The organism is Clostridium pacaense (assembly GCF_020709765.2).
Taxonomy (GTDB): Bacteria; Bacillota; Clostridia; order Lachnospirales; family Lachnospiraceae; genus Enterocloster; species Enterocloster hominis.
Genome location: NZ_JAJFEB020000002.1, coordinates 1 through 21,555 on the forward strand (window position 1 = coordinate 1; position 21,555 = coordinate 21,555).

The 21,555-nt window shown below is 48.5% G+C and carries 20 protein-coding genes and 1 pseudogene; 8 read left to right on the top strand and 13 right to left on the bottom strand.

The window, feature by feature from the left end:
• Position 1: 1 nt before the first annotated feature.
• Positions 2-88, bottom strand: a complete 87-nt coding sequence (locus LK536_RS33620; RefSeq protein WP_506092092.1) for a DUF6783 domain-containing protein — start codon at positions 86-88, stop codon at positions 2-4.
• On the opposite strand from LK536_RS33620, the pseudogene LK536_RS33625 reads away from it, so the two are divergent.
• The 7 genes and pseudogenes from LK536_RS33625 to LK536_RS33655 form a co-directional block, all read left to right on the top strand.
• A pseudogene (locus LK536_RS33625) lies at positions 56-136 on the top strand (hypothetical protein); the annotation flags it as partial. The gene LK536_RS33620 and the pseudogene LK536_RS33625 sit on opposite strands and share 33 nt — an antisense overlap.
• 112 nt (positions 137-248) lie before the next feature.
• Positions 249-506 carry a hypothetical protein gene (locus LK536_RS33630; RefSeq protein ID WP_227794514.1) on the top strand — a complete coding sequence of 86 codons (258 nt, stop codon included), beginning with the start codon at positions 249-251 and terminating at the stop codon, positions 504-506.
• Positions 507-656: 150 nt separating this feature from the next.
• Positions 657-1,355 carry a hypothetical protein gene (locus tag LK536_RS33635; RefSeq protein WP_227794515.1) on the top strand — a complete coding sequence of 233 codons (699 nt, stop codon included), beginning with the start codon at positions 657-659 and terminating at the stop codon, positions 1,353-1,355.
• 618 nt (positions 1,356-1,973) lie between these two features.
• Entirely contained in the window at positions 1,974-3,530 is a 1,557-nt protein-coding gene (locus tag LK536_RS33640; RefSeq protein WP_025484242.1) for an ABC-F family ATP-binding cassette domain-containing protein, read from the top strand.
• 404 nt (positions 3,531-3,934) lie between these two features.
• On the top strand, positions 3,935-4,981 hold the full coding sequence (locus tag LK536_RS33645; protein WP_227794516.1) for an LCP family protein: 1,047 nt from the start codon (positions 3,935-3,937) through the stop codon (positions 4,979-4,981).
• Positions 4,982-4,994: 13 nt separating this feature from the next.
• On the top strand, positions 4,995-5,723 hold the full coding sequence (locus LK536_RS33650; RefSeq protein ID WP_008724141.1) for a LytR/AlgR family response regulator transcription factor: 729 nt from the start codon (positions 4,995-4,997) through the stop codon (positions 5,721-5,723).
• Positions 5,720-7,054, top strand: coding sequence for an ATP-binding protein (locus LK536_RS33655; RefSeq protein ID WP_227794517.1), 1,335 nt, complete (start codon positions 5,720-5,722; stop codon positions 7,052-7,054). Before LK536_RS33650 ends, LK536_RS33655 begins: the two co-directional genes overlap by 4 nt.
• Here the strand turns inward: LK536_RS33655 and LK536_RS33660 are convergent.
• The 8 genes from LK536_RS33660 to LK536_RS33695 all read right to left on the bottom strand — a co-directional run bounded on the left by LK536_RS33660 (position 7,040) and on the right by LK536_RS33695 (position 16,277).
• Entirely contained in the window at positions 7,040-7,792 is a 753-nt protein-coding gene (locus tag LK536_RS33660) for an RluA family pseudouridine synthase (RefSeq protein ID WP_227794518.1), read from the bottom strand. The genes LK536_RS33655 and LK536_RS33660 overlap by 15 nt on opposite strands.
• Positions 7,793-7,822: 30 nt before the next feature.
• The gene (locus LK536_RS33665) at positions 7,823-9,430 is read right to left on the bottom strand and encodes a histidine kinase (protein ID WP_506092075.1); all 1,608 of its coding nucleotides are present in this window, start codon (positions 9,428-9,430) and stop codon (positions 7,823-7,825) included.
• 161 nt (positions 9,431-9,591) lie between these two features.
• Entirely contained in the window at positions 9,592-11,055 is a 1,464-nt protein-coding gene (locus tag LK536_RS33670) for a response regulator transcription factor (protein ID WP_227794520.1), read from the bottom strand.
• Between the two features lie 112 nt (positions 11,056-11,167).
• Positions 11,168-11,944 (bottom strand): ABC transporter permease subunit, encoded by a 777-nt coding sequence (locus tag LK536_RS33675; protein WP_506092076.1) that lies wholly within the window; start codon positions 11,942-11,944, stop codon positions 11,168-11,170.
• Between the two features lie 71 nt (positions 11,945-12,015).
• On the bottom strand, positions 12,016-12,885 hold the full coding sequence (locus LK536_RS33680; protein WP_227794522.1) for a carbohydrate ABC transporter permease: 870 nt from the start codon (positions 12,883-12,885) through the stop codon (positions 12,016-12,018).
• 23 nt (positions 12,886-12,908) lie between these two features.
• Positions 12,909-13,913, bottom strand: a complete 1,005-nt coding sequence (locus tag LK536_RS33685) for an aldo/keto reductase (protein ID WP_227794523.1) — start codon at positions 13,911-13,913, stop codon at positions 12,909-12,911.
• 28 nt (positions 13,914-13,941) lie between these two features.
• Entirely contained in the window at positions 13,942-14,895 is a 954-nt protein-coding gene (locus LK536_RS33690; RefSeq protein WP_227794524.1) for a uroporphyrinogen decarboxylase family protein, read from the bottom strand.
• Positions 14,896-14,918: 23 nt separating this feature from the next.
• Positions 14,919-16,277: an ABC transporter substrate-binding protein gene (locus LK536_RS33695; protein ID WP_227794525.1), complete on the bottom strand. Its 1,359-nt coding sequence runs from the start codon at positions 16,275-16,277 to the stop codon at positions 14,919-14,921.
• Between the two features lie 345 nt (positions 16,278-16,622).
• Between LK536_RS33695 and trhA the strand changes: the two genes are divergently transcribed.
• The gene (gene trhA / locus LK536_RS33700) at positions 16,623-17,294 is read left to right on the top strand and encodes a PAQR family membrane homeostasis protein TrhA (RefSeq protein WP_008724134.1); all 672 of its coding nucleotides are present in this window, start codon (positions 16,623-16,625) and stop codon (positions 17,292-17,294) included.
• Between the two features lie 133 nt (positions 17,295-17,427).
• Here trhA and LK536_RS33705 read toward each other — a convergent pair whose 3' ends face one another.
• The 4 genes from LK536_RS33705 to LK536_RS33720 all read right to left on the bottom strand — a co-directional run bounded on the left by LK536_RS33705 (position 17,428) and on the right by LK536_RS33720 (position 21,517).
• The gene (locus tag LK536_RS33705; protein ID WP_025484250.1) at positions 17,428-17,709 is read right to left on the bottom strand and encodes a GIY-YIG nuclease family protein; all 282 of its coding nucleotides are present in this window, start codon (positions 17,707-17,709) and stop codon (positions 17,428-17,430) included.
• Positions 17,710-17,988: 279 nt separating this feature from the next.
• The gene (locus LK536_RS33710) at positions 17,989-18,978 is read right to left on the bottom strand and encodes a TPM domain-containing protein (RefSeq protein WP_227794765.1); all 990 of its coding nucleotides are present in this window, start codon (positions 18,976-18,978) and stop codon (positions 17,989-17,991) included.
• Positions 18,978-19,988, bottom strand: a complete 1,011-nt coding sequence (locus LK536_RS33715; RefSeq protein WP_008724126.1) for a TFIIB-type zinc ribbon-containing protein — start codon at positions 19,986-19,988, stop codon at positions 18,978-18,980. The genes LK536_RS33710 and LK536_RS33715 overlap by 1 nt, the downstream gene beginning before the upstream one ends.
• A 92-nt stretch (positions 19,989-20,080) precedes the next feature.
• On the bottom strand, positions 20,081-21,517 hold the full coding sequence (locus LK536_RS33720) for an SPFH domain-containing protein (RefSeq protein WP_227794526.1): 1,437 nt from the start codon (positions 21,515-21,517) through the stop codon (positions 20,081-20,083).
• Between the last annotated feature and the right edge of the window lie 38 nt (positions 21,518-21,555).

A 21,555-nucleotide genomic window follows, 5' to 3' on the forward strand; every position in this document is an offset into this window, starting at 1 on the left:
TTCAGTCAGCGTAGCCCGCTACGCCTCCATCATCGGGACCAAATCTCCCACAAAGTGGGACGCACAGCCGACGGAAAACAATTTTCAAACACGCTCTAGTGACACTTATAAATTTTATTGTTACTATTATAGATAATCTTTGAATATCCTATAAGATTTATATTTGAAAGGAGGAGAGTCCCAAGCAGTTTTCAGCCGTTGGGCTGCTGATTTTCTTGCTGTGATGATGTAACAGAAAGGAGTTTATAATGAAGACAAAAAAATTCTTGAGTTTACTTCTCGTTCTCTGCATGAGTTTTACGCTCTGTGTTCCAGTTTTTGCATCGGAATCAGAAGGCTTGGAGATTCAAGTCAACGATGAGCAGGATATCTTGGAGTTTATTTTTTCCAATGAGTTTAATCCTCATGCAGCATATAGGTTTGTTTATCCTGATTCTACAGTAATGTCCAGGGCAAGTCTGTTCAGTGTCCCGAACACCCCCTTGCATCGGATACTTTTTGGGTGATGCTAGTCTATGTGTATCAATATTGCAATACATGCGGATATAAGGGGCCTGAAACATTCTCTGAAAGTAAATACTATATTGATTGTGGATATAAAGAAACAAGCTTTATTGCAACTAACTATAAAACACAGAATCGGCTAGGTGACATCCATGAATGGAAAGACACATGGTCTTTATACTATAATGATCCACATGCGTAAGCAAGGAACAAACATCAATCATCGCCGTTTTAGCTGCCTATTGTTAATAATTTTCCTGCTATGGGCACTGCCCGGATGCGGAAGAAACGCCTCTGCACCGGAGTTTCCCCCCACAGCAGAGACTGTGCAGACTATGGCGGAGGAACTGCACTGGACCTTGAAGCCGGAGGAAACTGAGTCCTGGGCAGAGGATCATATTCTCTATGCCCTTGAGAGCGAGGACCAGATGAGGGTTTTTGTCTCCTGTGTTTTGGCAGAGGGAAAACGCTTTTTAACGGAAGACTGTTTTGTCATCTTCCTTCCGGATAAGCCGCAATTTGCTTGGGAGGACTGGAAGGAGGCCGTCACTCTGGCGGAGACACTGTACGGCGGCTTTTCCAAGGGGGAGCTCTATGAAGCCCTATCCGAACAGGGCATACCAGAACCTGAAATCCCGGCGGCAGGACCCAATACGCCCGCAGGTCAGGAATACCTCAGATGGGAAGCGGAGTTGCCAGCTGGGTATGTAAGAGTCCAGTGGTCTATCAGCGCTGGCACTGTGGAGCATACTTTTCCATCCCCCATCATCCAAGACTGGCGAATCCTCCTTAGAGTTTTCCTCTATGAGTCCAAGGAGGCATATGAGAGCATGCGCGCAGTTTCTGATTAAATGCAAACCGCTTGCGGTTTATATTTAGGCAATCGTAGGTTTCCTTCGATTTCTTTTCGAAAATGCTACCGGACAGAGCCATGACCGGCTCTGTCCGGTCAGACTGTAGACAAAGCGGCTTTGGGATCTGCATCCCAGAGCCTTTTTTTCTGATTGACCGAATTGTGTATAAAATAGAAATTTTGAGTGGATTCCCTTCTTCCAGAAGTCCCCATTTATTCTCCTTTGCACTTGCGAAGACCCGTTCAATGACAAGTGGCAGACTCGGGATATAGCATGGATTAGGTATAAATTCAAGAGTCTATAATACTACAACCCGCCTCTTCCAGTATTTTACCCCATATGATTTTCATATTATTGCGATTAATTGTCTTGGTATGATTCCAAAAGAGCATTTGGAGCAGGCGCCGGCTTTTTAAAAGAAAGTATTTATGGCTTGGGGGAAGGAAGACATTCATGCGTATGTCATAGGTAAACGTGGTTTCCACTTGTCAGAACCTTCAATGTCATGTAGAATAGTACTGCCTGAGTTAAAAGAAATGGTGTGAAAGTGGTGTACATCCTATTTTTCAACAGGAAAAACACCTCTCAACCCCTATAAAATAAAGGAGTTTTCAAATGAGTATCTTAAACGTAGAACATTTAAGCCACGGTTTCGGCGACCGTGCAATTTTCCAGGACGTGTCCTTCCGTCTGCTGAAAGGCGAACACATCGGCCTCATTGGGGCGAACGGCGAGGGTAAGTCCACCTTCATGAATATCATTACCGACAAACTGATGCCCGACGAAGGCAAGGTGGAGTGGGCCAGGAATGTCCGGGTGGGGTATCTGGACCAGCACACGGTGCTTGAAAAGGGCATGACCATCCGGGACGTGTTGAAGAGCGCCTTCAGCTTCCTTTTTGAGATGGAAGAACAGATGAATCAGATATGTGAGAAGATGGGCGAGGCAGACGAGGACGGGATGAATGCCATGATGGAGGAACTTGGTACCATCCAGGACCTGCTCATGGCCCATGATTTCTATATCATTGATGCCAAGGTGGATGAGGTGGGACGCGCCCTTGGACTGAACGAGATTGGGATGGATAAGGACGTGACCGAGCTTTCCGGCGGCCAGAGGACCAAGGTGCTTCTTGGCAAGCTGCTTTTGCAGAAGCCTGATATCCTTCTTCTGGATGAGCCTACCAACTACCTGGATACACAGCACATTGAATGGCTGAAACGGTATCTCCAGGAATATGAGAACGCATTTATCCTGATTTCCCATGACATACCCTTCCTGAACAGCGTCATCAACCTGATTTACCATATGGAAAACCAGCGCCTGGACCGCTATGTGGGGGATTACGACAAATTCCAGGAAGTATATGCTGCCAAGAAGTCACAGCTGGAGGCAGCCTATAAGCGCCAGCAGCAGGAAATCGCCGAGCTGGAAGACTTCGTAGCCCGCAACAAGGCCAGGGTTGCCACCAGGAACATGGCCATGTCACGGCAGAAAAAACTGGATAAGATGGATGTGATTGAACTTGCCAGGGAAAAACCAAAGCCTGAGTTCCATTTTCTGGAAGCCCGCACTGCCGGCAAATGTATCTTTGAGACAAAGGACATGGTCATCGGCTATGACGAGCCCCTGTCCCGTCCCCTGAACCTTCTGATGGAGCGCGGTCAGAAAATCGTGCTGGTGGGCGCCAACGGTATCGGCAAGACCACTCTGTTAAAAAGCATACTGGGCCTGACCCCGGCCATGAGCGGCACCGTGGAACTGGGCGATTACCTGTCCATCGGATACTTTGAGCAGGAAATGGCTCCCGGCAACACTACCACGTGTCTGGAGGAGATATGGAAGGAATTTCCTTCCTATACCCAGTATCAGGTGCGGTCTGCCCTTGCCAAATGCGGCCTTACCACCAAGCACATCGAAAGCCAGGTCCGTGTCTTAAGCGGCGGTGAACAGGCAAAGGTACGGTTATGTAAGCTGATTAACCGTGAATCCAATGTACTCCTTCTGGATGAGCCTACCAACCACCTGGACGTGGATGCAAAGGACGAACTGAAACGCGCCCTGAAGGCGTATAAAGGAAGCATCCTCCTCATCTGCCATGAACCGGAGTTCTATGAGGGGCTGGCTACGGATGTGTGGGATTGTAAGGAATGGGCTTTGAGACTGTCATAGGAACGGAGGTAATCCCATGTCAAAGAAGGCATATTCCTAATACTATTCTCCCGATACCATTCTCCTGACACCATATTCCTGATACCATATTCCTGATACCATATTCCTGCGCCCGCACAGCATGATGCCGTGCGGGCACTGTTTTTATTCCCGTTTCTCCATGTCTTATCATCCCGCCGGAAACCGTACCGGACATCATCGGCCAGGGCGCGGACATGGTCCGGGTGATTCCGGATCATCTCATTCACGGACCAATTCCTTCCATTTAAGGACAGTTCTTTCCTCCTGGCTTCCCACCTGCTATAATAGGCCCATAAAGATTAACTCCCGGCTGCAGCAGGGGAATCACAGGCAGGGGCGGATTTCCAATCACGCCTCAGGACAATCGAAAGGGGAGTTTTACCATGAATCCATCCATAAAATCCATATTGAAAAAAGCAGGCATCATCTGTCTTTCCACCATACTGTTTGCCATGTGCTCCGTACTTATCTATATTACAAAGATAACCGGGAACATGCACCGCCTGGACGGCAGTCCGGAAATCCCGGTCATGGAGGACAATCCCTACATTCCCGCAGGACCCGTGAAATCAGAAAGCAGCTACTGGACCATTGCGGTATTTGGCATGGACAGCCGTAATGGGGATGTGGGAAAGGGCAATAACGCGGATGTACAGCTTCTGTGCTCCATCAACAATCATACAGGTGATATCCGCCTTGTGTCCGTTTACAGGGATACATTCCTTATGAACAGCCCGTCCACGGACGCCTACGGCAAATTAGGCCAATCCTATATGATTTCAGGGCCTAACGGCAATGTGCAGGCCCTGACCGCCAACCTGGATATCGCCATCGATGATTATATATCCTTTAACTGGAAATCCGTGGCGGATGTAATCAATCTTTTGGGAGGAGTGGATATCGAACTGACCAAGGCTGAATTTCATTATATCAATGCCTTTATCACGGAAACCGCGGACAGCACCGGAATTCCCTCCGCCCATCTGGCGGATTACGGGATGCAGCATCTGGACGGGGTACAGGCAGTTGCTTATATGAGGTTAAGGCAGATGGATACCGACTTTGCCCGTACGGAGCGCCAGAGGAAGGTAATCAGCCAGGTATTTGAGAAGGCAAAGGACGCGGATCCCGGCACGCTGCTTCAGGCAGCTGACACAGCATTTTCCCAGTCCCTCTCATCCTTAACCGCCAAGGACCTGGTTGATGTGTTACGCAATATAAGGAAATACAATTTAAGCAGCACGGCCGGATTCCCATTTACCCATGAGGACGCGCCCCTTGGTAAGAACGGGAACTGTGTGATCCCCAACACCCTTGAATCCAACGTGGAACAGCTTCATCAGTTCCTCTATGATGACAGGGATTATACCTGCCCTGACAGAATCCGGTCCATCAGCAGGGAGATTATCAAGCAGGCAGTTAAGAATTAAGGAGCGGCATACCATGATACGGATTGCGGTTTGTGATGATGAACAATGTTTTGTGGAACAGATCCACACCATTCTTTCAGAGCAGGCAAAGGAAATATCCTCTGCCCTGCACATTTCTACCTATACGGACAGCGGCCAGCTGCTCTATGATGTGGAGGAAGGCGCCCATTTTGACCTGCTGTTCCTGGACATAGAGATGCCAGGGACAGACGGCATGAGCCTGGCCGGAGCCATCCGGCGCTTCCTGCCCCTGGCCTTGATTGTCTTTATTACATCCCATACAAAATACGCGGTCAAGGCATTTGAACTTTCCGTGTTCCGATACATCCCCAAGCCGGAACTGGCAGCCTGCCTGCCCCTGGCCCTTAAGGACGCATGCCGGCTTCTGGAGCGCAATTCCAATGACACCTATGTCATTGAGTCCCCCCGCAGGGTCCGTAAGATTGCCGTGGATGATATCCTCTACATCTATAAGGACCAGAAGTACGCTGTCTTTGTACTGGAAAATGAAGAATTGCCCGTGCGCAGGCCCCTGGAGCAGGTGCTGGCAGAGCTGTGCGGGGAGGAACGCGACGGCGGTTTCCTGATGGTGGAGCGGGGCTATATCGTCAACCTGTTCCATGTGGATAAGATGGAGGGAAATGAACTGTTCCTGGATGACGGGACCACGATTCCGGTCAGCCGCAGGCATCAGAGGGAAGTGCGGGAATCCATCACATCCTATTGGAGGGCCAGATTATGAACAACTGGTATGAGGCGCTGGAAATCTTCTCTGACTTTATAGAGGCATGGCTGTGTTACCATTTTATAGGAATATTCCTACCGGACAGGGTCAGGGGACGGCTGCCCTTCTTTTTGCTGTCCCTGACCCTGGTCTGTTCCGTAAAAGCCATGGATGCATACGGGATTGACCCCTTGATATCCACCCTGTGGTTTGTTTTCTTTATCTGTATGACCACGGTGGTCCTGTTCCAGGTGGACCTGTTTTACGCAGTCTCGCTGGTAAGCTTTTACTTTCTCTGTCTTTATATCATCAACTTCTTCTGCATGTCCGTCATGGGCGTGATAGCAGGGAACCGGCAGTTTGCAGGCTTCATATTAAACCAGCTGTCCCTGTGGCGGTGCGCTTATATCGCGGTGGATAAGGCAATGCTGTTCTGCTTCAGCTTCCTGGCGGGAAGGGCCTTTCGCAAGACCACGTTTTACAATCCGAAAATGATATTTACCGTTTCCCTGTTCGGCATACTGGGTGTCGGCTTCCTCTCCCTGTTCACCCTTCAGGAAATCTCGGTGCTTACCTTGTTCAGCTGGGGTCTGTGCCTGGTCATCCTGCTGTGCCTCTGCCTGCTCATGCTCATCTACGCCAACTATGTGAAGGAACGGGAACTCCGGGGTATCCTGGAATTCAAAGACCAGCTGGTACGCCAGGAGTATGAGATGGTAAAGCAGATGCAGAAGGAACAGGAGACCCTTTCCCACAACATGAAGAACCATCTCCTGGTCCTGGACGGCATGCTGGCGGAGGACAATGCAAAAGGCGCCCGGGCCTATATCGGCCAGCTGAGCGCCCCTCTGGAACATCTTACTCCTTCTGTCTGGACAGGAACCCCCACCCTGGATGTACTGCTGAACCATGCCGGGAACCGCTGCGCCCAGGCAGGTATCCGCTTCACCGTACAGGCAGATGCCATGGACCTCCATCCCATGGAGGACCAGGACATCTGCAGCCTGTTCGCCAACCTGCTTGATAATGCATATGAGGCCGCCTCCCATGTGGGGGCGGCGGCATATGCAGGAAGCGGACAGCCGCCATGGATTCATATCAAGATCAGGAAGATGAAGGAAATGCTATTCATTGACATATCCAATTCAGCCACCCATGCCCCCTATAAAAAGGACGGCAGGTTAATCTCCGTGAAACGTGACAGCGCCCTTCACGGCATCGGCCTTAACAGCGCCTCCATGTCTGCCGCCAGATACGGCGGGCACCTGGAATATGAATATAAGGACCACGTATTCTCCGTGCGGGTCAGCTTCCTTGGAGGTATCCGGCTGCATTCATCCAATGACTGAAAACCAGTTAAAGGCCCCGCCGGAAGGCCTGATTTCAAATACAAGCTTTTCCCCTGTCACTGGATGCAAAAATGCCAGATGGTAGGCACACAGGGCCAGCGGACGGCGGACGGCTGCAGGCTCTTTTTTTATGTCAACAATTGTGGATATGTCCCCTCCATACCGTCCATCCCCATAGAGGGGGGTGCCATGTCCGGCAAACTGCACCCTTATCTGGTGGTGCCTTCCTGTGAGCAGCTCAATATCTATTAAAGAAAGCATTTTTTCCTTATCCTCAGGGCTGTGGATAACTTCCATTTCCCTGTATTTGAGGGCTGCTTTTTTTGCATCTTTCACAGACTTATCCACAATTTCGGATGTGTTGTTTTTCCTGTCCTGCCGTAGATAATCCACATATGCACCTTGTTTATCCACAAGTTGTCCACATATCACCGCCATATAAAATTTTTCCATTTTTCCAGCCTGGAGCGCGGCGCTTAAGGCTGCTGCCGACTTCTGGTTTTTCGCGTATACCATGACTCCTTCCACCGGCTTATCCAGCCTGTGGATAACTCCCACATATGGAGGCTGGGACCCGGAAATGCCCGCGGCAGGCTTGTGGATATCCTGTGGATTGTGTAGATAACGCCGTATCTCACTGACCATATCCGGCGCAAAACCGCGGGATGACTGGGATTCCAGCCCCGCAGGTTTGTGCACTACAATAACATCCTGGTCTTCATATAATATAGAAATCATACTCTATCCTCACTTATCATCTTTATCTCATTATAAATCAGCTCCATGGGATACACAATGGGATGGAACTGTTATTGTCACAATTGTCCCAAAACCGCTGCTTTCAATGGATAACCTGCCCTCGTTTCCATAGAGCAGGAAGAGCCGTTCCGTTATGTTGGCCAGGCCGATTCCCGAATGGGCCCCCTTTTTCCGTCTGGCTTCACTGATATTGCCGCATATCCCCTCCTTTATCCCATTTCCGTTATCCTCTATGGTAATGCAGATTTTATCCTGCTGCTGTCCTGCCTTCAGACGGATTATAAACAGTTCCTCAACGGAGCGCATCCCATGTACAAAACAATTCTCTATGATAGGCTGGAGGATCATGGTAGGAATCTTCACATCTTCCATCTCCCGTGGATAATCTATCTCTACCTTCAGATTATTCTCTTGGATGTAATGATAGATTTCGATGTATATTTCCAAAGAACTGAATGCTTCCTTCAGGGAAATAAACTGCTGGTCCGAATACGTGGTTATACTCCTAAAATACTTTCCAATCATCTGTATGGCTTTGCTAATCTGTGGAGCCCTATTAATCTTAGCAACAGCGTTTACTGTCTCTAAGGCATTATATATAAAGTGCGGGTTAATCTGGGTCTGGAGGAAACGATACCGGTACTCAAGCGCCTCCAGCTCCGCTTTGTTCTTCAGACGCTCTTCTGCCACAATCTGGTCCAGCAGCTTTGAAATCCGCTGATTCATATTATTAAAGCACTCTGTCAGCTGTCCGATATCATCATGACAATAAACCGGGGTCACCACCCCCACACTGCCCTCTGACACATAAGCCATGGAATTTGTCAGAGCCTCCAGCTGAAGGCTTACCTTGCGGGTCAGATGATGCATCAGCCCACTCCCCAGAGCAATGGCTATCAGCCCCAACAGGATACCGCTTGCCACCACACTGCGTCCCATTCCCGTAATGCTGACCATGGGAATGATTCCCACAATATGCCATCCCCCAGCGCCCTCTTTTTCTATGGCATAATACGCTTTATGATTCCATCTCCGGCCGCCCTCCATGCGCCTTCCTGCTTCCAGCTGTTCCATGACAGCCGCCTGCAAAGATGCTTCCATGCCTTCTGTAAAGATACACTTTCTACCTTTATTGTAAAACAACAGGGCGATATCGTGTTTATCATCCTTGAGCATTTCAACGGACTGTTTTTTTACCCGAGCCACCACATATCCCACATGCTCCAGTGATGTGATTTTCCTCACCGCATGGAGGATATATATGTGATTCTGATTGTCCGAAGCCCATACATACCCCTGTTTCAGCGCAGCGTCTTTGGAATCCTTAACAAATTTTTCGGCAAATCCAACTGCCTCATTGCCCCCGGCTGTCATCTTCTGAGATGTATCTGAAGAATATCCTTTATTAGTCTCAACATATACAAAATCAAAAGAAGATACAGTGGATACCAGCTGGTTAGCCATATATCCCAATTCCTGGCTGGCATAGCTGTTCTTATCCACATTCATTTTAGACATATAAGCCGGTATCTGGAACATACTTACTGTGTTGAACAGCTGCCTTTCCGTATCTGAAATCCTGCGTTCAAAATTATCAGTCACCTGTTTTGTAACCACATCCAGATTATTGATATAATTTTTTTTTAATATGTTAATGCAAAATACAACCAATAAACAGATGGACAGCGACAGGCTTGTAATAAGGGAAATGCAGTATACCAGAATCAATTTTTGCTTAAATTTAAGATTGTCGAACTTTTTTACAGTATCCAGCATATCTACTCCCTTGTCCTCATCCTGTATTCACTGGGTGTGATTCCTTCTAACCGTTTAAACGCATTATAAAAACTGACATAGTTTTCGTATCCAACCGCATAGGCAATCTCCTCCACCCGCATCCTTGTATCATCCAGCATCTGCTTGGACACCGCCATTTTATTTTTCATCATATGCTGCTGAAAGGTAATTCCCGTTTCCTTGCTGACCAGAGATGACAGATAATTGGGACTGACATAAAACTCCGAAGCCACCTGCTCCAGCTTAATGTTTTCCAATGTATGGATTTCCATATAGCGCAGTACGTTCAGAATCAGTTCCGACTTTCCCGTCCCCTGATTCCTGGCCTGGTCCACGGCCTTTAGGAATGACTTCAGCCATTTTCCAAACATCTCAATGGATGTATTCTGAATCGCACTGTATATGGCTGAATCCAGGTAGACCGCCCACTGTTTATGCTTTTGTATCACCTTTGTGCAATAAATCACCGACATTACCTGAAGGGAAATGATACTTCCCTCAGTACACCGTTTAAAGGCGGCATATGTCTTTTCGTAATCCTCAATCCCCTTGATGCAATCGGCCAGCATGGCTGCCTCGGCCTGCAAATCGGCTGTTTTCACATGCCGGGGATCTGCTCCCATTTCCCCCGGTGTTTTGCCCCCATGCCCTTCCAGCATGTCCTCATATGCCTCCAGATACAGGTCCTTCACGGAATCATTTAATCCGTATCCCCGGCTTCTTCCAATCCTGATTGTCCTGTCATCCTTACATAAAACCGCACTGATTTCTTTTAGCTGCATGTCCCAGGATATATCCTCTTCCTCCGAGATACACAGAATCACAAGCTTTTCCTCCAGCAGCGCGGATATGGTCCTGCCTGTAACCAGATGTTCTGAATATTCCACCCGCTGAAGAAGAGGCTGGGAAAAGCCGTCCCCCGCATATGCAACCAACATGACACAGCTGCCTTTACTTATCCCCGTATCGCCCATCAGTGACCGCACAGGCAGGTCCTGTCCGGACATGAGGGCCAGTATCAGCCTGCCCTTTAACACGCCTATTGCCTGGTGGTTTACATTCCTGTCTTTTTGAATGCTTTTAACCGCTCTTTTCAGGGCGGTTAAAAGTTCTTCATCATCAATTGGTTTCAGTATATAATCAAACACGGACAGCTTGATGGCGCGGCTTGCATATTGAAACTTATCATACCCTGTAATAATAATTACCTTACTGTCCAAAACCCGCTGTAGGGAGGCCTCCACCATACTGAGTCCATCCATACAGGGCATGTTGATGTCGGTAATGATAATATCCGGCCTTTTCTCTTCAATCAGCCTTTTTCCCTGGCCTCCATCGTAGGCGGTTCCTACTACCTCCAGATTAAGTAATCCCCAGTCAACGCCATATAGCAGTGACTTAACCGTATTATGGTTATCATCCACAATAATTACTTTATATGCCATTCCCCCGCCCCCCACAGACCGTCCGAAAACTTTATTTTGAGCATGATAACAGCCTCTTTCCCTCCCGGACAATCTACCAGATTCCTCTCAGCATCCCTGACAAAATATCCCTCTATCCTTTGACCGCTCCCATCATTATACCACTGACCACATACTTCTGCATGCAGAAATAGAGAAGCAGGATGGGAAGCATTGCCAGGATAAAAAAGGCAAACGCCAGGTTGAGCTCTGATGTGTATTCGTTAAAATATGCCATCTGAGCCAGCAGGAGCGTCCTTGACTCCGCCTTGCGCAGAAGAATGATTGCAGTTGTATAATCGTTCCATATAAACAGGGTGTTCAGCACAAGCTGGGTTGCATTCACCGGTTTCATAAGCGGGAAAACAATTTTCCAGAACATTGTGAAGCGGTTGCATCCGTCTATCCTGGCTGCTTCCTCCAGATCAACGGGTACTGTTTTTACAAATCCGGTCACCACCAGTATGCTGATGGGTATCTGAAGCCCTGTCCTGGCAATGACAAAGCCAAGATTGGAATTGGTAAGTCCCAGGTGAAAGAAATTAAGGTACAAAGGCAGCATGATGCACTGAATCGGAATCAGGATTCCAGACACAAATATCATGTAAATGCTTCGGTAAAACCTGCTGTTAAATCTTGCAAGGACATAGGCCGCCATGGACGTTGCGGTCATCAGGATCAGAACCGCCGGTATTGTGGTAAGAATGCTGTTCTTATACCCGGTAAGGAACTGCTCATTTTCCGTAATGACTTTTACGAAATTATTCCATGTAGGATGCTCCGGCCAGGCCAGACGGTTCACGGATACATCCGCGCTGTCCTTTAACGCATAGATGACGCTGACATAAAATGGCGCTATCACCATTGTCATTATTAAAAAAATTAAGATTATTTTAATAGCGGCAAAGAGTTTCTGCTGGAATCTTCTATCAATTATGCCTGTCATTCTTCTACCTCCAGCTTATTGCAGACAGCCGTTATGGCATATGTCAAGATAACCAGCACCACAGTTATGATGATTGCCGCTGCCTGACCCAGCCCAGCCTTATTGAATCCGAAAATATTATCGTAGACATACATTGCCGCTGTCTGTGCCGCTTCCATGTTTCTTGCAACTGCCATGGGATAATCAAAGCATTTCAGCCCCCATGCCACAAGCAGGGTTACATTGGATATGATGGCCGGGATAATCAACGGAAAGGTTATTCCCTTTACCCTCTGCCACCAGTTGGCGCCGTCCACCTTTGCCGCGTCATAGTACTCATTAGGAATTGACTGCAGGGCGGCAATATAAATCATCATACAGTATCCCATGTCCCTCCATATGGCAATCACCGCCATGGCTGGAATGACCTGGCTGGAAACCCCGAGGGGACTTATAATATTAAATAAGGGAGAAATAATATCTGTATACACATAGCTCCACACAATGGCCCCGCTTGTGAGGGCCACTGTAAAAGGTATAAATACCACTGTCCGTGCAATGTTTGTATACCATTTGGATCCGTTCAGCAAAAGGGCCAGACCAAGCCCCAGGATATTAGCACCCGTTACATAGATAGTGGCAAACTGGAATGTATGTATAAAGGCCTGCTGAAAATACCTGTTTTTAATCAAGGTGATATAATTACTAAATCCCACGTAGTCATAGTCTGTGCTGATGACGCTTTTCCAATTGGTAAAAGAATAGGGGATTCCCTGAAGGAAAGGCAATATCACAACAAATGCAAAGAGGACAAATGCCGGAAGTAAGAATAACAGGTTCCCACCATGTATTCTCGCCTGCTTTATGGATATCTTAGGCAGTTTCATCTGAACAGCTCCCTTCTGCCGATTTATTTACTGATATTATCTATTTCATCCAGCTCCGTCTGGGAAAAATGGGTATTGCCAACAATGCCAAGATTCTCAAGAATCTGGTCCGGCCTTGATGCCCCAATCAGGACGCTGGTCACAATACCATCCTTTAAGACCCAGGATAGTGCCATCTGGGCCAGTGTCTGTCCCCTCTCTTTGGCCATTGCATCCAGTCTGCGTATCTGTTCTACCCTTTGCGGCGTAAGATCGGATGCATGGAGGAATCTTCCATCCCTTGCAATGCGGCTGTCCACAGGGATGCCGTTTATGTACTTTTCCGTCAGCATCCCCTGTGCCAGAGGGCTGAAGGCTATGATTCCCATCCCGTCCTGTCCTGCATACTCCTTTAAACCATTTTCCTCGATGGTCCTGTTAAAAATACTATAGTTATTCTGATTGATTACAAGCGGAAGATGAATCTCCCCTGCAATCCTCATTGCCTCCTCTGCATGTTTTCCATCATAGTTGGAAATTCCAGCATACAATGCCTTGCCGCTTCTTACAATCTGTTCCAGAGCCAGTATTGTTTCCTCAACCGGGGTCTCAGGATCCATCCGGTGATGATAGAATATATCTACATAGTCCAGTTTCATCCTTGCAAGGGAAGCATCCAGGCTTGAAATCAGGTATTTACGGCTTCCCCCATCCCCATAAGGCCCCGGCCACATATCATAACCTGCTTTCGTGCTGATAAGAAGCTCATCCCTGTAGGGTCTGAAGCAACTTTCCATAATCCGCCCGAAGTTTTCTTCCGCACTGCCATATACAGGGCCATAGTTATTTGCCAGGTCAAAATGGGTAATGCCATGGTCAAATGCGGTAAAGCACATGGCCTTCATGGTATCATAATTATCCTTGCTTCCAAAGTTATGCCACAGGCCCAGGGAGATACATGGAAGTTTCAACCCGCTTTTACCGCAGCGATTATATTCCATGCTATCATATCTTCCCTTATCTGCCTGGTATTCATTTGCTATGTACATTAAATTCCTCCTAATAGAATACGTCCTGTTAAACACTCCTAACTGTTTCCACTACCCACTGGATTCTCTCAAGGGGCAATTCATCATGGATACTGCAGTCCGCTCCTATTATGAATCCCTTTTTTCCACCTTCTTCTATGAGATCTTTTGTCTCCGCCTGTATCTCTTCCTTTGTCCCGCTGTACAAAAGGCTTCCGGTGCGGTTGTCAAACCCGCCCCATACAGTACGTCCAAATGTTTCCTTTGCCTCGCCGACACCCAGATTATCAATATAGCGTGACCAGCTTACAACCGCTGAATCATAGTCGGACCAGACCTCCAGCCGGTTATTGATTTCCTCCCATGCACAGCAGTGCAGCGCGTTCATGTCGCTGAGGGTATTGGCATAGTCCAGGACCTCCTTATCACTGGGAGTTACCCATTCCCTGTACTCCTCATATGTAAAACGGTTCACTTCCGCATTCTGTACACTATAAAAAATACCATCACATCCAGCTTCCTGTATGATACCCTTGACCAGAAACTTTACATCCCCTGCAATTACATGGCACGCATGTTTTACCGCATCCGGATTTTTCTTCATCAAATCCATCATCCTAGGATAACCAATCTGTAGTCTCAGATAGGAAAGGGGGCAGAATATCAAGTACAGGCAGCAGCACTCATCCTTTAAGAATGAAACTATTTTTTTTGTACGTTCAATCTGTTCCCGTATAAATGGATGGTCAGGCCCCAGGGCTTCCATCTTATACAAATCCTCTGCCCTATCCAGCTCTAACAGTTCCGGAGCCGGCCACCCAAAATACCCGTCTGCTGAAAGCTTCACAAAATCCACATCCGTCTTTCTGTAAAAATCAACCTGTGCATCAATAAATTTATCCTCCTGCCATAATTCCTGGGGAACATGTTTCCAGAAGCAGACCGGCACATGGTCTGTCTCCAGATTATGGAATGCAGCTCTGACCCGTTCTTTTTTCGTCATAGAAGTTCACTCCTTTTATCTTTTTAATTTGTGGCAATGACATCGTCAAACATGGACTGGATATTTGCAATACACTCCTCATGGGTCATGGGTTTTCCAGTGACCACACTTTCCGCATAGCTTATGAGCGCTTTTCTCCAGGCATTGGTAAATTCTGTATTCAAAGGTTTGGTAAATGCACCCTGGGAAACGTAATTACCTGATTTTTTCACCTCTGCGATAGTCCGGACAACCGGCAGGAGCTTGTCGGAGCTTACACCTGTGATTAACGGCATCAATGTGCCCTCTGACCATGTCAGGGCGCCATCCGTAACCCAATACTCCAGAAATCCCAGGGATTCATCCAGGGCATCCGCATTGGGATTCACCATAAAGCACTGATCTACCAGCACTCCCATTTTTCCTGAATTTTCTGTATCATCAATGGGCGGCACAAAGAAATCAAACTCAAATCCACGATCCTTTCCCCTGGCTTCAATCTCACCTATATTCCAGTTACCTGTAAATATCATAGCCCCTTCACCTGCTATGAACAACTCCAGCGCCTTGTCCTGATTATTGGCCATGGCATCCGTACGCGGATACATCATCCTGTCATCCCACACGGACAGCGCCTCCTCCACATATGGATAGTCTGCTACCTTGGCCTCCCCACTCATCCATTTTTCGAATATGTCCAAATCGCCTGCTGCAATCGCCCTTGGCCATATGGTGGAACGCGTTTCCAAATCTCCGGTAGAACCTTCCCCATACACATCAATAAACGGATCAATACCCTCATCATGAAGCTTCTGTATCACCGATTTAAGCTGTGTCCTTGTCTTTGGTATCTCTATTCCATGTTCCTCAAATATCTTTTTGTTATAAAAGATACCTGATGTCTTAAAATCAATGGGAACTGCATATACCTTTCCTTCTGCGGACACATCATTTAAATCGTACTGGTCCAATCCCATATTCTTGATTACCTTATTATCTGACAGGTCCATTGCATAGCCATTTTTAATAAGGTCCGGATACATGGCCGGATTTCCCATGATAATGTCAGGCTGTTCCCCAGAAGCCAGCGCGGTTGACAGCTGCGGGAAATAATCCGTGCCCTGATTATAGAATATATTTTCAAAGGTTATCTCTGGATGCGCTTCCATATATGCCTCTTCCAGCTTAACCAGTGAATCCTGCTTCACGGACTGCCCCATATAGTGGAATACAGTAATCACCTTACTTTCCGGCTGCTGGGCATGAGTCCCGGCCGCCGCCTGGGTTTCTTTATTCTGTTCCTCTTTGTTCTGTGGAACTGTTTTTTCGCTCCGGCATCCGCTGATGCTGGCTATTGCCATAATCAGGCCAATTCCCAATGCCATGTGTTTTTTCAAATACATAACTTTTCCTCCCATTTGATTAGAGTGTGTTTATGTTTCATAACTATATTATATTTTTTGCATCAATTTTTCACAATTAATTAAACTTACTAAATCATTAACAAAAGTTACACTTTTATCAGTATATATCAAACCAATAACTTCCCAAAGAGGGAGGGGCATGTTTTCTTCTTTACTTTCATATTTCCTGCTATGGGATTGAATTTAAGGTTTTTTCAAAAAGTATTGCATAATCCTAAAGATAGGTGTATAGTATATAATACAAACAGATATAGTAATCAAAACTACATAACGAAGTAACAATAAAATCATTATCAGTTTTTTAATAGGAGGAGGCTGGTATATATGACAGCAAAACTGAAACAAAACCTTACAAAAGTAAAAGATCCGGGCAGTGCTCTTACACACTTCATCGCCATGATACTGGCTATTATAGCAGCTATGCCCCTGCTTATGAAAGCAGTACGTGATTCCGGACAATTTCATGTAAGCGCCCTTACCATCTTCATACTGAGTATGATTGGCCTTTACGCTGCCAGTACCATCTATCACACGCTGGACATTTCCCCAAAGATAAACCAGATGCTCAGGAAGATTGACCACATGATGATTTTTATCCTGATAGCCGGAACCTATACCCCGGTGTGCATGGTTGTCCTGGGGGACAAGACAGGCTGGTCCCTTCTGACACTGGTCTGGGGAATCGCCATTGTGGGAATCCTTATCAATGCCCTGTGGATTACCTGCCCCAAGTGGTTCTCTTCATTGATTTATATCGCCATGGGCTGGGTATGCGTCCTGGCCATCACAAAGATACTGGACTCCATGCCAAAAGCCGGATTCATGTGGCTGCTGACCGGCGGCATCATATACACGGTGGGAGGCATCATATACGCCCTGAAACTCCCCTTCTTCAATTCCCGCCACAAGTACTTCGGCTCCCATGAGATTTTCCATCTGTTCGTCATGGGCGGAAGCATCTGCCATTATGTTATGATGTACCGTTTTGTGGCATAACCGGGATTTTTAATCTGTTTCCGGAAGCAACGTAAAATATATTGGAGAAATAATTTACAAGGGATGAATCCTATATTGCACAGGATTCATCCCTTGTTGTTCTGTCTGTATTTCCAATCCGGCCAATCTTAATTCACCATCCGGATGACTGACATCTTAAATTCAGATTATTATCAAATCCACCAATCAACATCTCTTTCTGTTTCCTGGTCATATGCTTGATTGCATATTCCCGTTTCATGGCTTCACTCTTTGTCTCAAACGCCTCATAATAGGACAGCACCACCGGACGTCTGGGCCTGGTGTACTTGGCTCCGCGGCCAGCGTTATGGGCCTTCAGACGCTTGTCCAGGTCGTTGGTCCAGCCGCAGTACAGCGTACCGTCCGCACAGGTAAGGATATAGGTATAGTTCATCTTGGTGATTTCCTCTGCATTCCAGAATCGCCGGCTATGTAAACGGCAACAACGCTTACAGTGCGTCATCACCGCCCAGGTCGCCCTGTGATCTATTATAAAGCACCAGCTGGATGCGCGGCACATTGGTACTTCCTGGCGTGAATGAACGGATATATGGTACCGGATATCCGCTCATTTACGCCAGTCAGTATCAGCTAGGATAGATAGGATTGAATCATATCTATACCCTATTATATCGCGCATACCTTTAAAGTGTGCATAAAACCTGATTTATATTCAGAATCTTCTGCCCCCGCCGCCATGGCTGCGCCCGCTGCTGGAACGGTGGGTGGAGCTGCGGCCAGAGGAACCGGAACCGCCGGAACCGCTGCCGCCCCTTGGAATTGGGGCTGAAGTCACGAATTTATTCAGCAGTATGTCATTTACATCCCCAAACCGGTACTTTGCGTCTGCCCGGTAGGCCAGAAGGCTGTTGGCACGCTCCCGGTCAGACTGCTTCATGGAATACCGGCCCTTAATCCCCAGGCACACGCTTCCCGCTATCATGGCAGGCGCGATGACGGCAAATGCAGCCTCATACCAGCGTATGCTTCTGTAGATGCTGATTTCCCCTGTCTCCGTATCATAATTATACTGTCCGGCCTGGATTCCTTTGTCCACATAGTACTCGATGTCCCTGGTAAATGCCAGGACGGCCCCATAGTAATCCTGGATTCCCAGATAATCGTACATGTCATCCAGTATCAGGTCAATGCGCCTGTCCGTAAGGATACGTATCATGTTGCCGGAAGTGGATATCCAGCATTCACCGCCCCGGCGTCCCGGAGCATCCATATAAATCAGGACCAGGACCCCGCTCTTATCCTTGCCGGTGCCAAAATCATTGTAATCATAATAGTCATCCGCATATTCCATGGCAGAACGGGCGCCGTCATTATAGGCAGTCACCGCCGACACATCCATTCCGGTCTTCTTCCGGCAGTCTGCAAGGGCATCCTCCAGCCGTTCCTGCTCCGCCCCGGATAAAAGCCCGGCCTCGTCAAAGAGCCTTTGATTGGCCTGGGTATTGTTTTTGGTATTGTCTTTGGTATCGGCCTGGGCATCAACCTGGATGCTGGCCCCGGTCTGGGCGCCCATGCTGGTAACCATCCCCAGATTCCCCCAGAGAACCACCAATGCAACGGTCAGCGCCGCCATGCGGATACATGGGGCAGTAACCGGATGTCTCCTGTTGGGAAAGCATTTTCCCATATCAAACCCTGTCATCACAGCAGATACCCTCCTATCAGAAACAGTATGCATAGCGGCAGGAAGATGGACAGGAACAGCAGCGCCAGCTTCTTATTGTCCACCGGAAGCTGTCCGCACACCTTCCCGGTCTGTCCGTTCAGGGCAAAATAATATATCTTCCCCCTGGCTTTGTCATTATAGGTCAGGGTCCACACAGGAAGAAGGGCATAGCTCCACTCCTCGTCCAAAAGCTTTGCTTCCCTCTGCCTGATATTCATGGAGTCATAGCTCCCGGCCTGGGACTGAAGGCTTTGGAGGGCAAACTCCCTTACCTCGGTCTGCACGTCCACCACGAACTGCTCCTTTTCCATGTCCCGGTTCTCCGCCAGGAACCCTGACAGGAATCCCATGGAGAATTTCTTCTTCTCATCCATCTTAAAGGGCAGGACGCCGTCCACCAGCTGGCGGTTTGCCTTCCTGAGTCCGTTTCTCGCCACATGGTCCACGTCCATGGTCCCCTGGCGCCTGACATCATAAACCTGTGTTTCCGTATAACGCATATTACCAGTGGTCCATGTCCTCAGCTTTTTTCCCTGGGCGTCCAGCATCCCGTCCACCCGGCATCCGTAAAGCCAGTAGGGGAAATACACGCCTGTCATGGTCTCTATCTGTTTGCCGGAGTAAAATGCATCCGGCACATACTTCTTCTTTGCAATCCACTGGGCAAATATCTCCTTTGCCTTGTCCCGGTCAATCTGGAAGGGAATCACATAGTCCGGGGCAAACTGTCCTGTCAGCCTGCCCGACAGCACCACCGGGTTGTGGCAGTAGTAGCAGAAGGTTGCTGCGGTTGTCTCATCCGTGACGATCTGTGCGCCGCAGCTGGGACAGGTGTACAGCACGGCCTGGCTGTCATCCGGCTTCAGTGCGTCTAATTCTTCCTGTGTAAAATCAGACAGGCAGAATTCACAATGGTATTTCTGTGACGACGGGTCAAACATCAGGCCTCCGTCACAGTTGGGGCATTTATATGTTATTGCTGCCATTTGTCATCTCCTGTATCATGTGCTGGGTACTGCTTGGGCGTGTTTGAAAATTGCGTTCCGGCAGATGGCGGGAATGAATATTCAAACAGGCTTTAGAACCTTGGTTTGCCGCACTCGCTGCAGAACTTTCCTGAGTTGACCGTACCGCAGCTGCAGGTCCAGTCGGCCGCCGGCCTTGGGGTTCCGCACTCACCGCAGAATTTACCGGAATTGGGCGTGCCGCAGTTCGGGCAGTTCCATCCTGCGGTTCCTGCGCCCGGATACATTCCGGCCTGCGCCGCTCCTCCAGCTGCTCCAGCGCCCAGGTTCATCCCGGCCTGCGCCGCTCCTCCAGCTGCTCCAGCCCCCAGATTCATCCCGGCCTGCTGCGCACCGCCAGCTGCTCCCACGCCAGGGTTCATCCCGGCCTGCGCCGCTCCTCCAGCTGCTCCAGCCCCCGGATTCATCCCGGCCTGCGCCGCTCCTCCCGGCACTCCAGCCCCAGGATTCATCCCGGCCTGCTGTGCACCTCCCGGCGCTGCCCAGTTCCCCTGGTTCTGCATCTGCTGCATGTTCGTATTGGAGGCAGCGCCCATGAAGCCTCCTCCTGTCTGCATGCCAAAGCCCATGCCCATGAAGCCTGCCATGGATCCCGCGGAATTGGAGCCTGCGTTCTTTAACCCCTCGGCAATGGTGCTCTGCACATATCCTTCACGGATATTGGGGTCACCCATCATGGCCCCCTTGTTCCTCAGGTTAATCAGGTTCTGGGATTCCTCATCATAGGTAATGCTGGCAATGCCCACGGACTGGATTTCCATTCCGCGCAGCTTGTTCCACTCTTCATCCAGGGTGTCCGCCATATACCGGCCTAACTCCCTGCTCTTGGAGGTAACAAAGGATATCCTCATACCGTCGGCAGACATCTGGTTCACCGATGTCTGGAACGCTTCCAGGAATTCAGAGAGATACTGCTCGTTCACAGAGTCGATATCCACCCTGTCCGCATTCTTCGGGATGACTTCCCCATAGAACTTCAGGGGGTCGGTTACCTTGATGGAGTAGGTTCCATGCGCCCGCAGGAACAGCTCCGCATTATAGAAGTTGTCAAAATAATTCACAGGGTTCCTGGTGCCGAATTTGATTCCCTTGATTTCCTGCAGGTTCACATAGTAGACCTTCTGCGCCGTGGGCGTAATCCCGCCAAAACGGATACGGTTAAAGGATTCCTTTAACGCGTCCCCGAACTGGCCGTTAAACATGGACGGCATGGATGAATGGTCAATGGTGTAATAACCTTCCTCCGCCGTATAGTCCACTACCTTTCCCCCGTCAACCAGCATCATGAACTGGTTGGGATACACGTGAATCACCGAACCGTTGGACACGATATCCGATGAGCCTTTTGTATTGGACCCCTTTCCCCTGCGCACCTGTACGCCCCGGGCAAAGACAGTCCTGTCCCCCATGTCATCCGGCTCAATGGCCTCCAGCCACTGGTCTGCCAGCGCGCCTCCCACTGCCGATGTAACCGCCTTAATAATTCCCATGATTTACCCCTTTCCTGAAATCCAATCATTCAATCTTA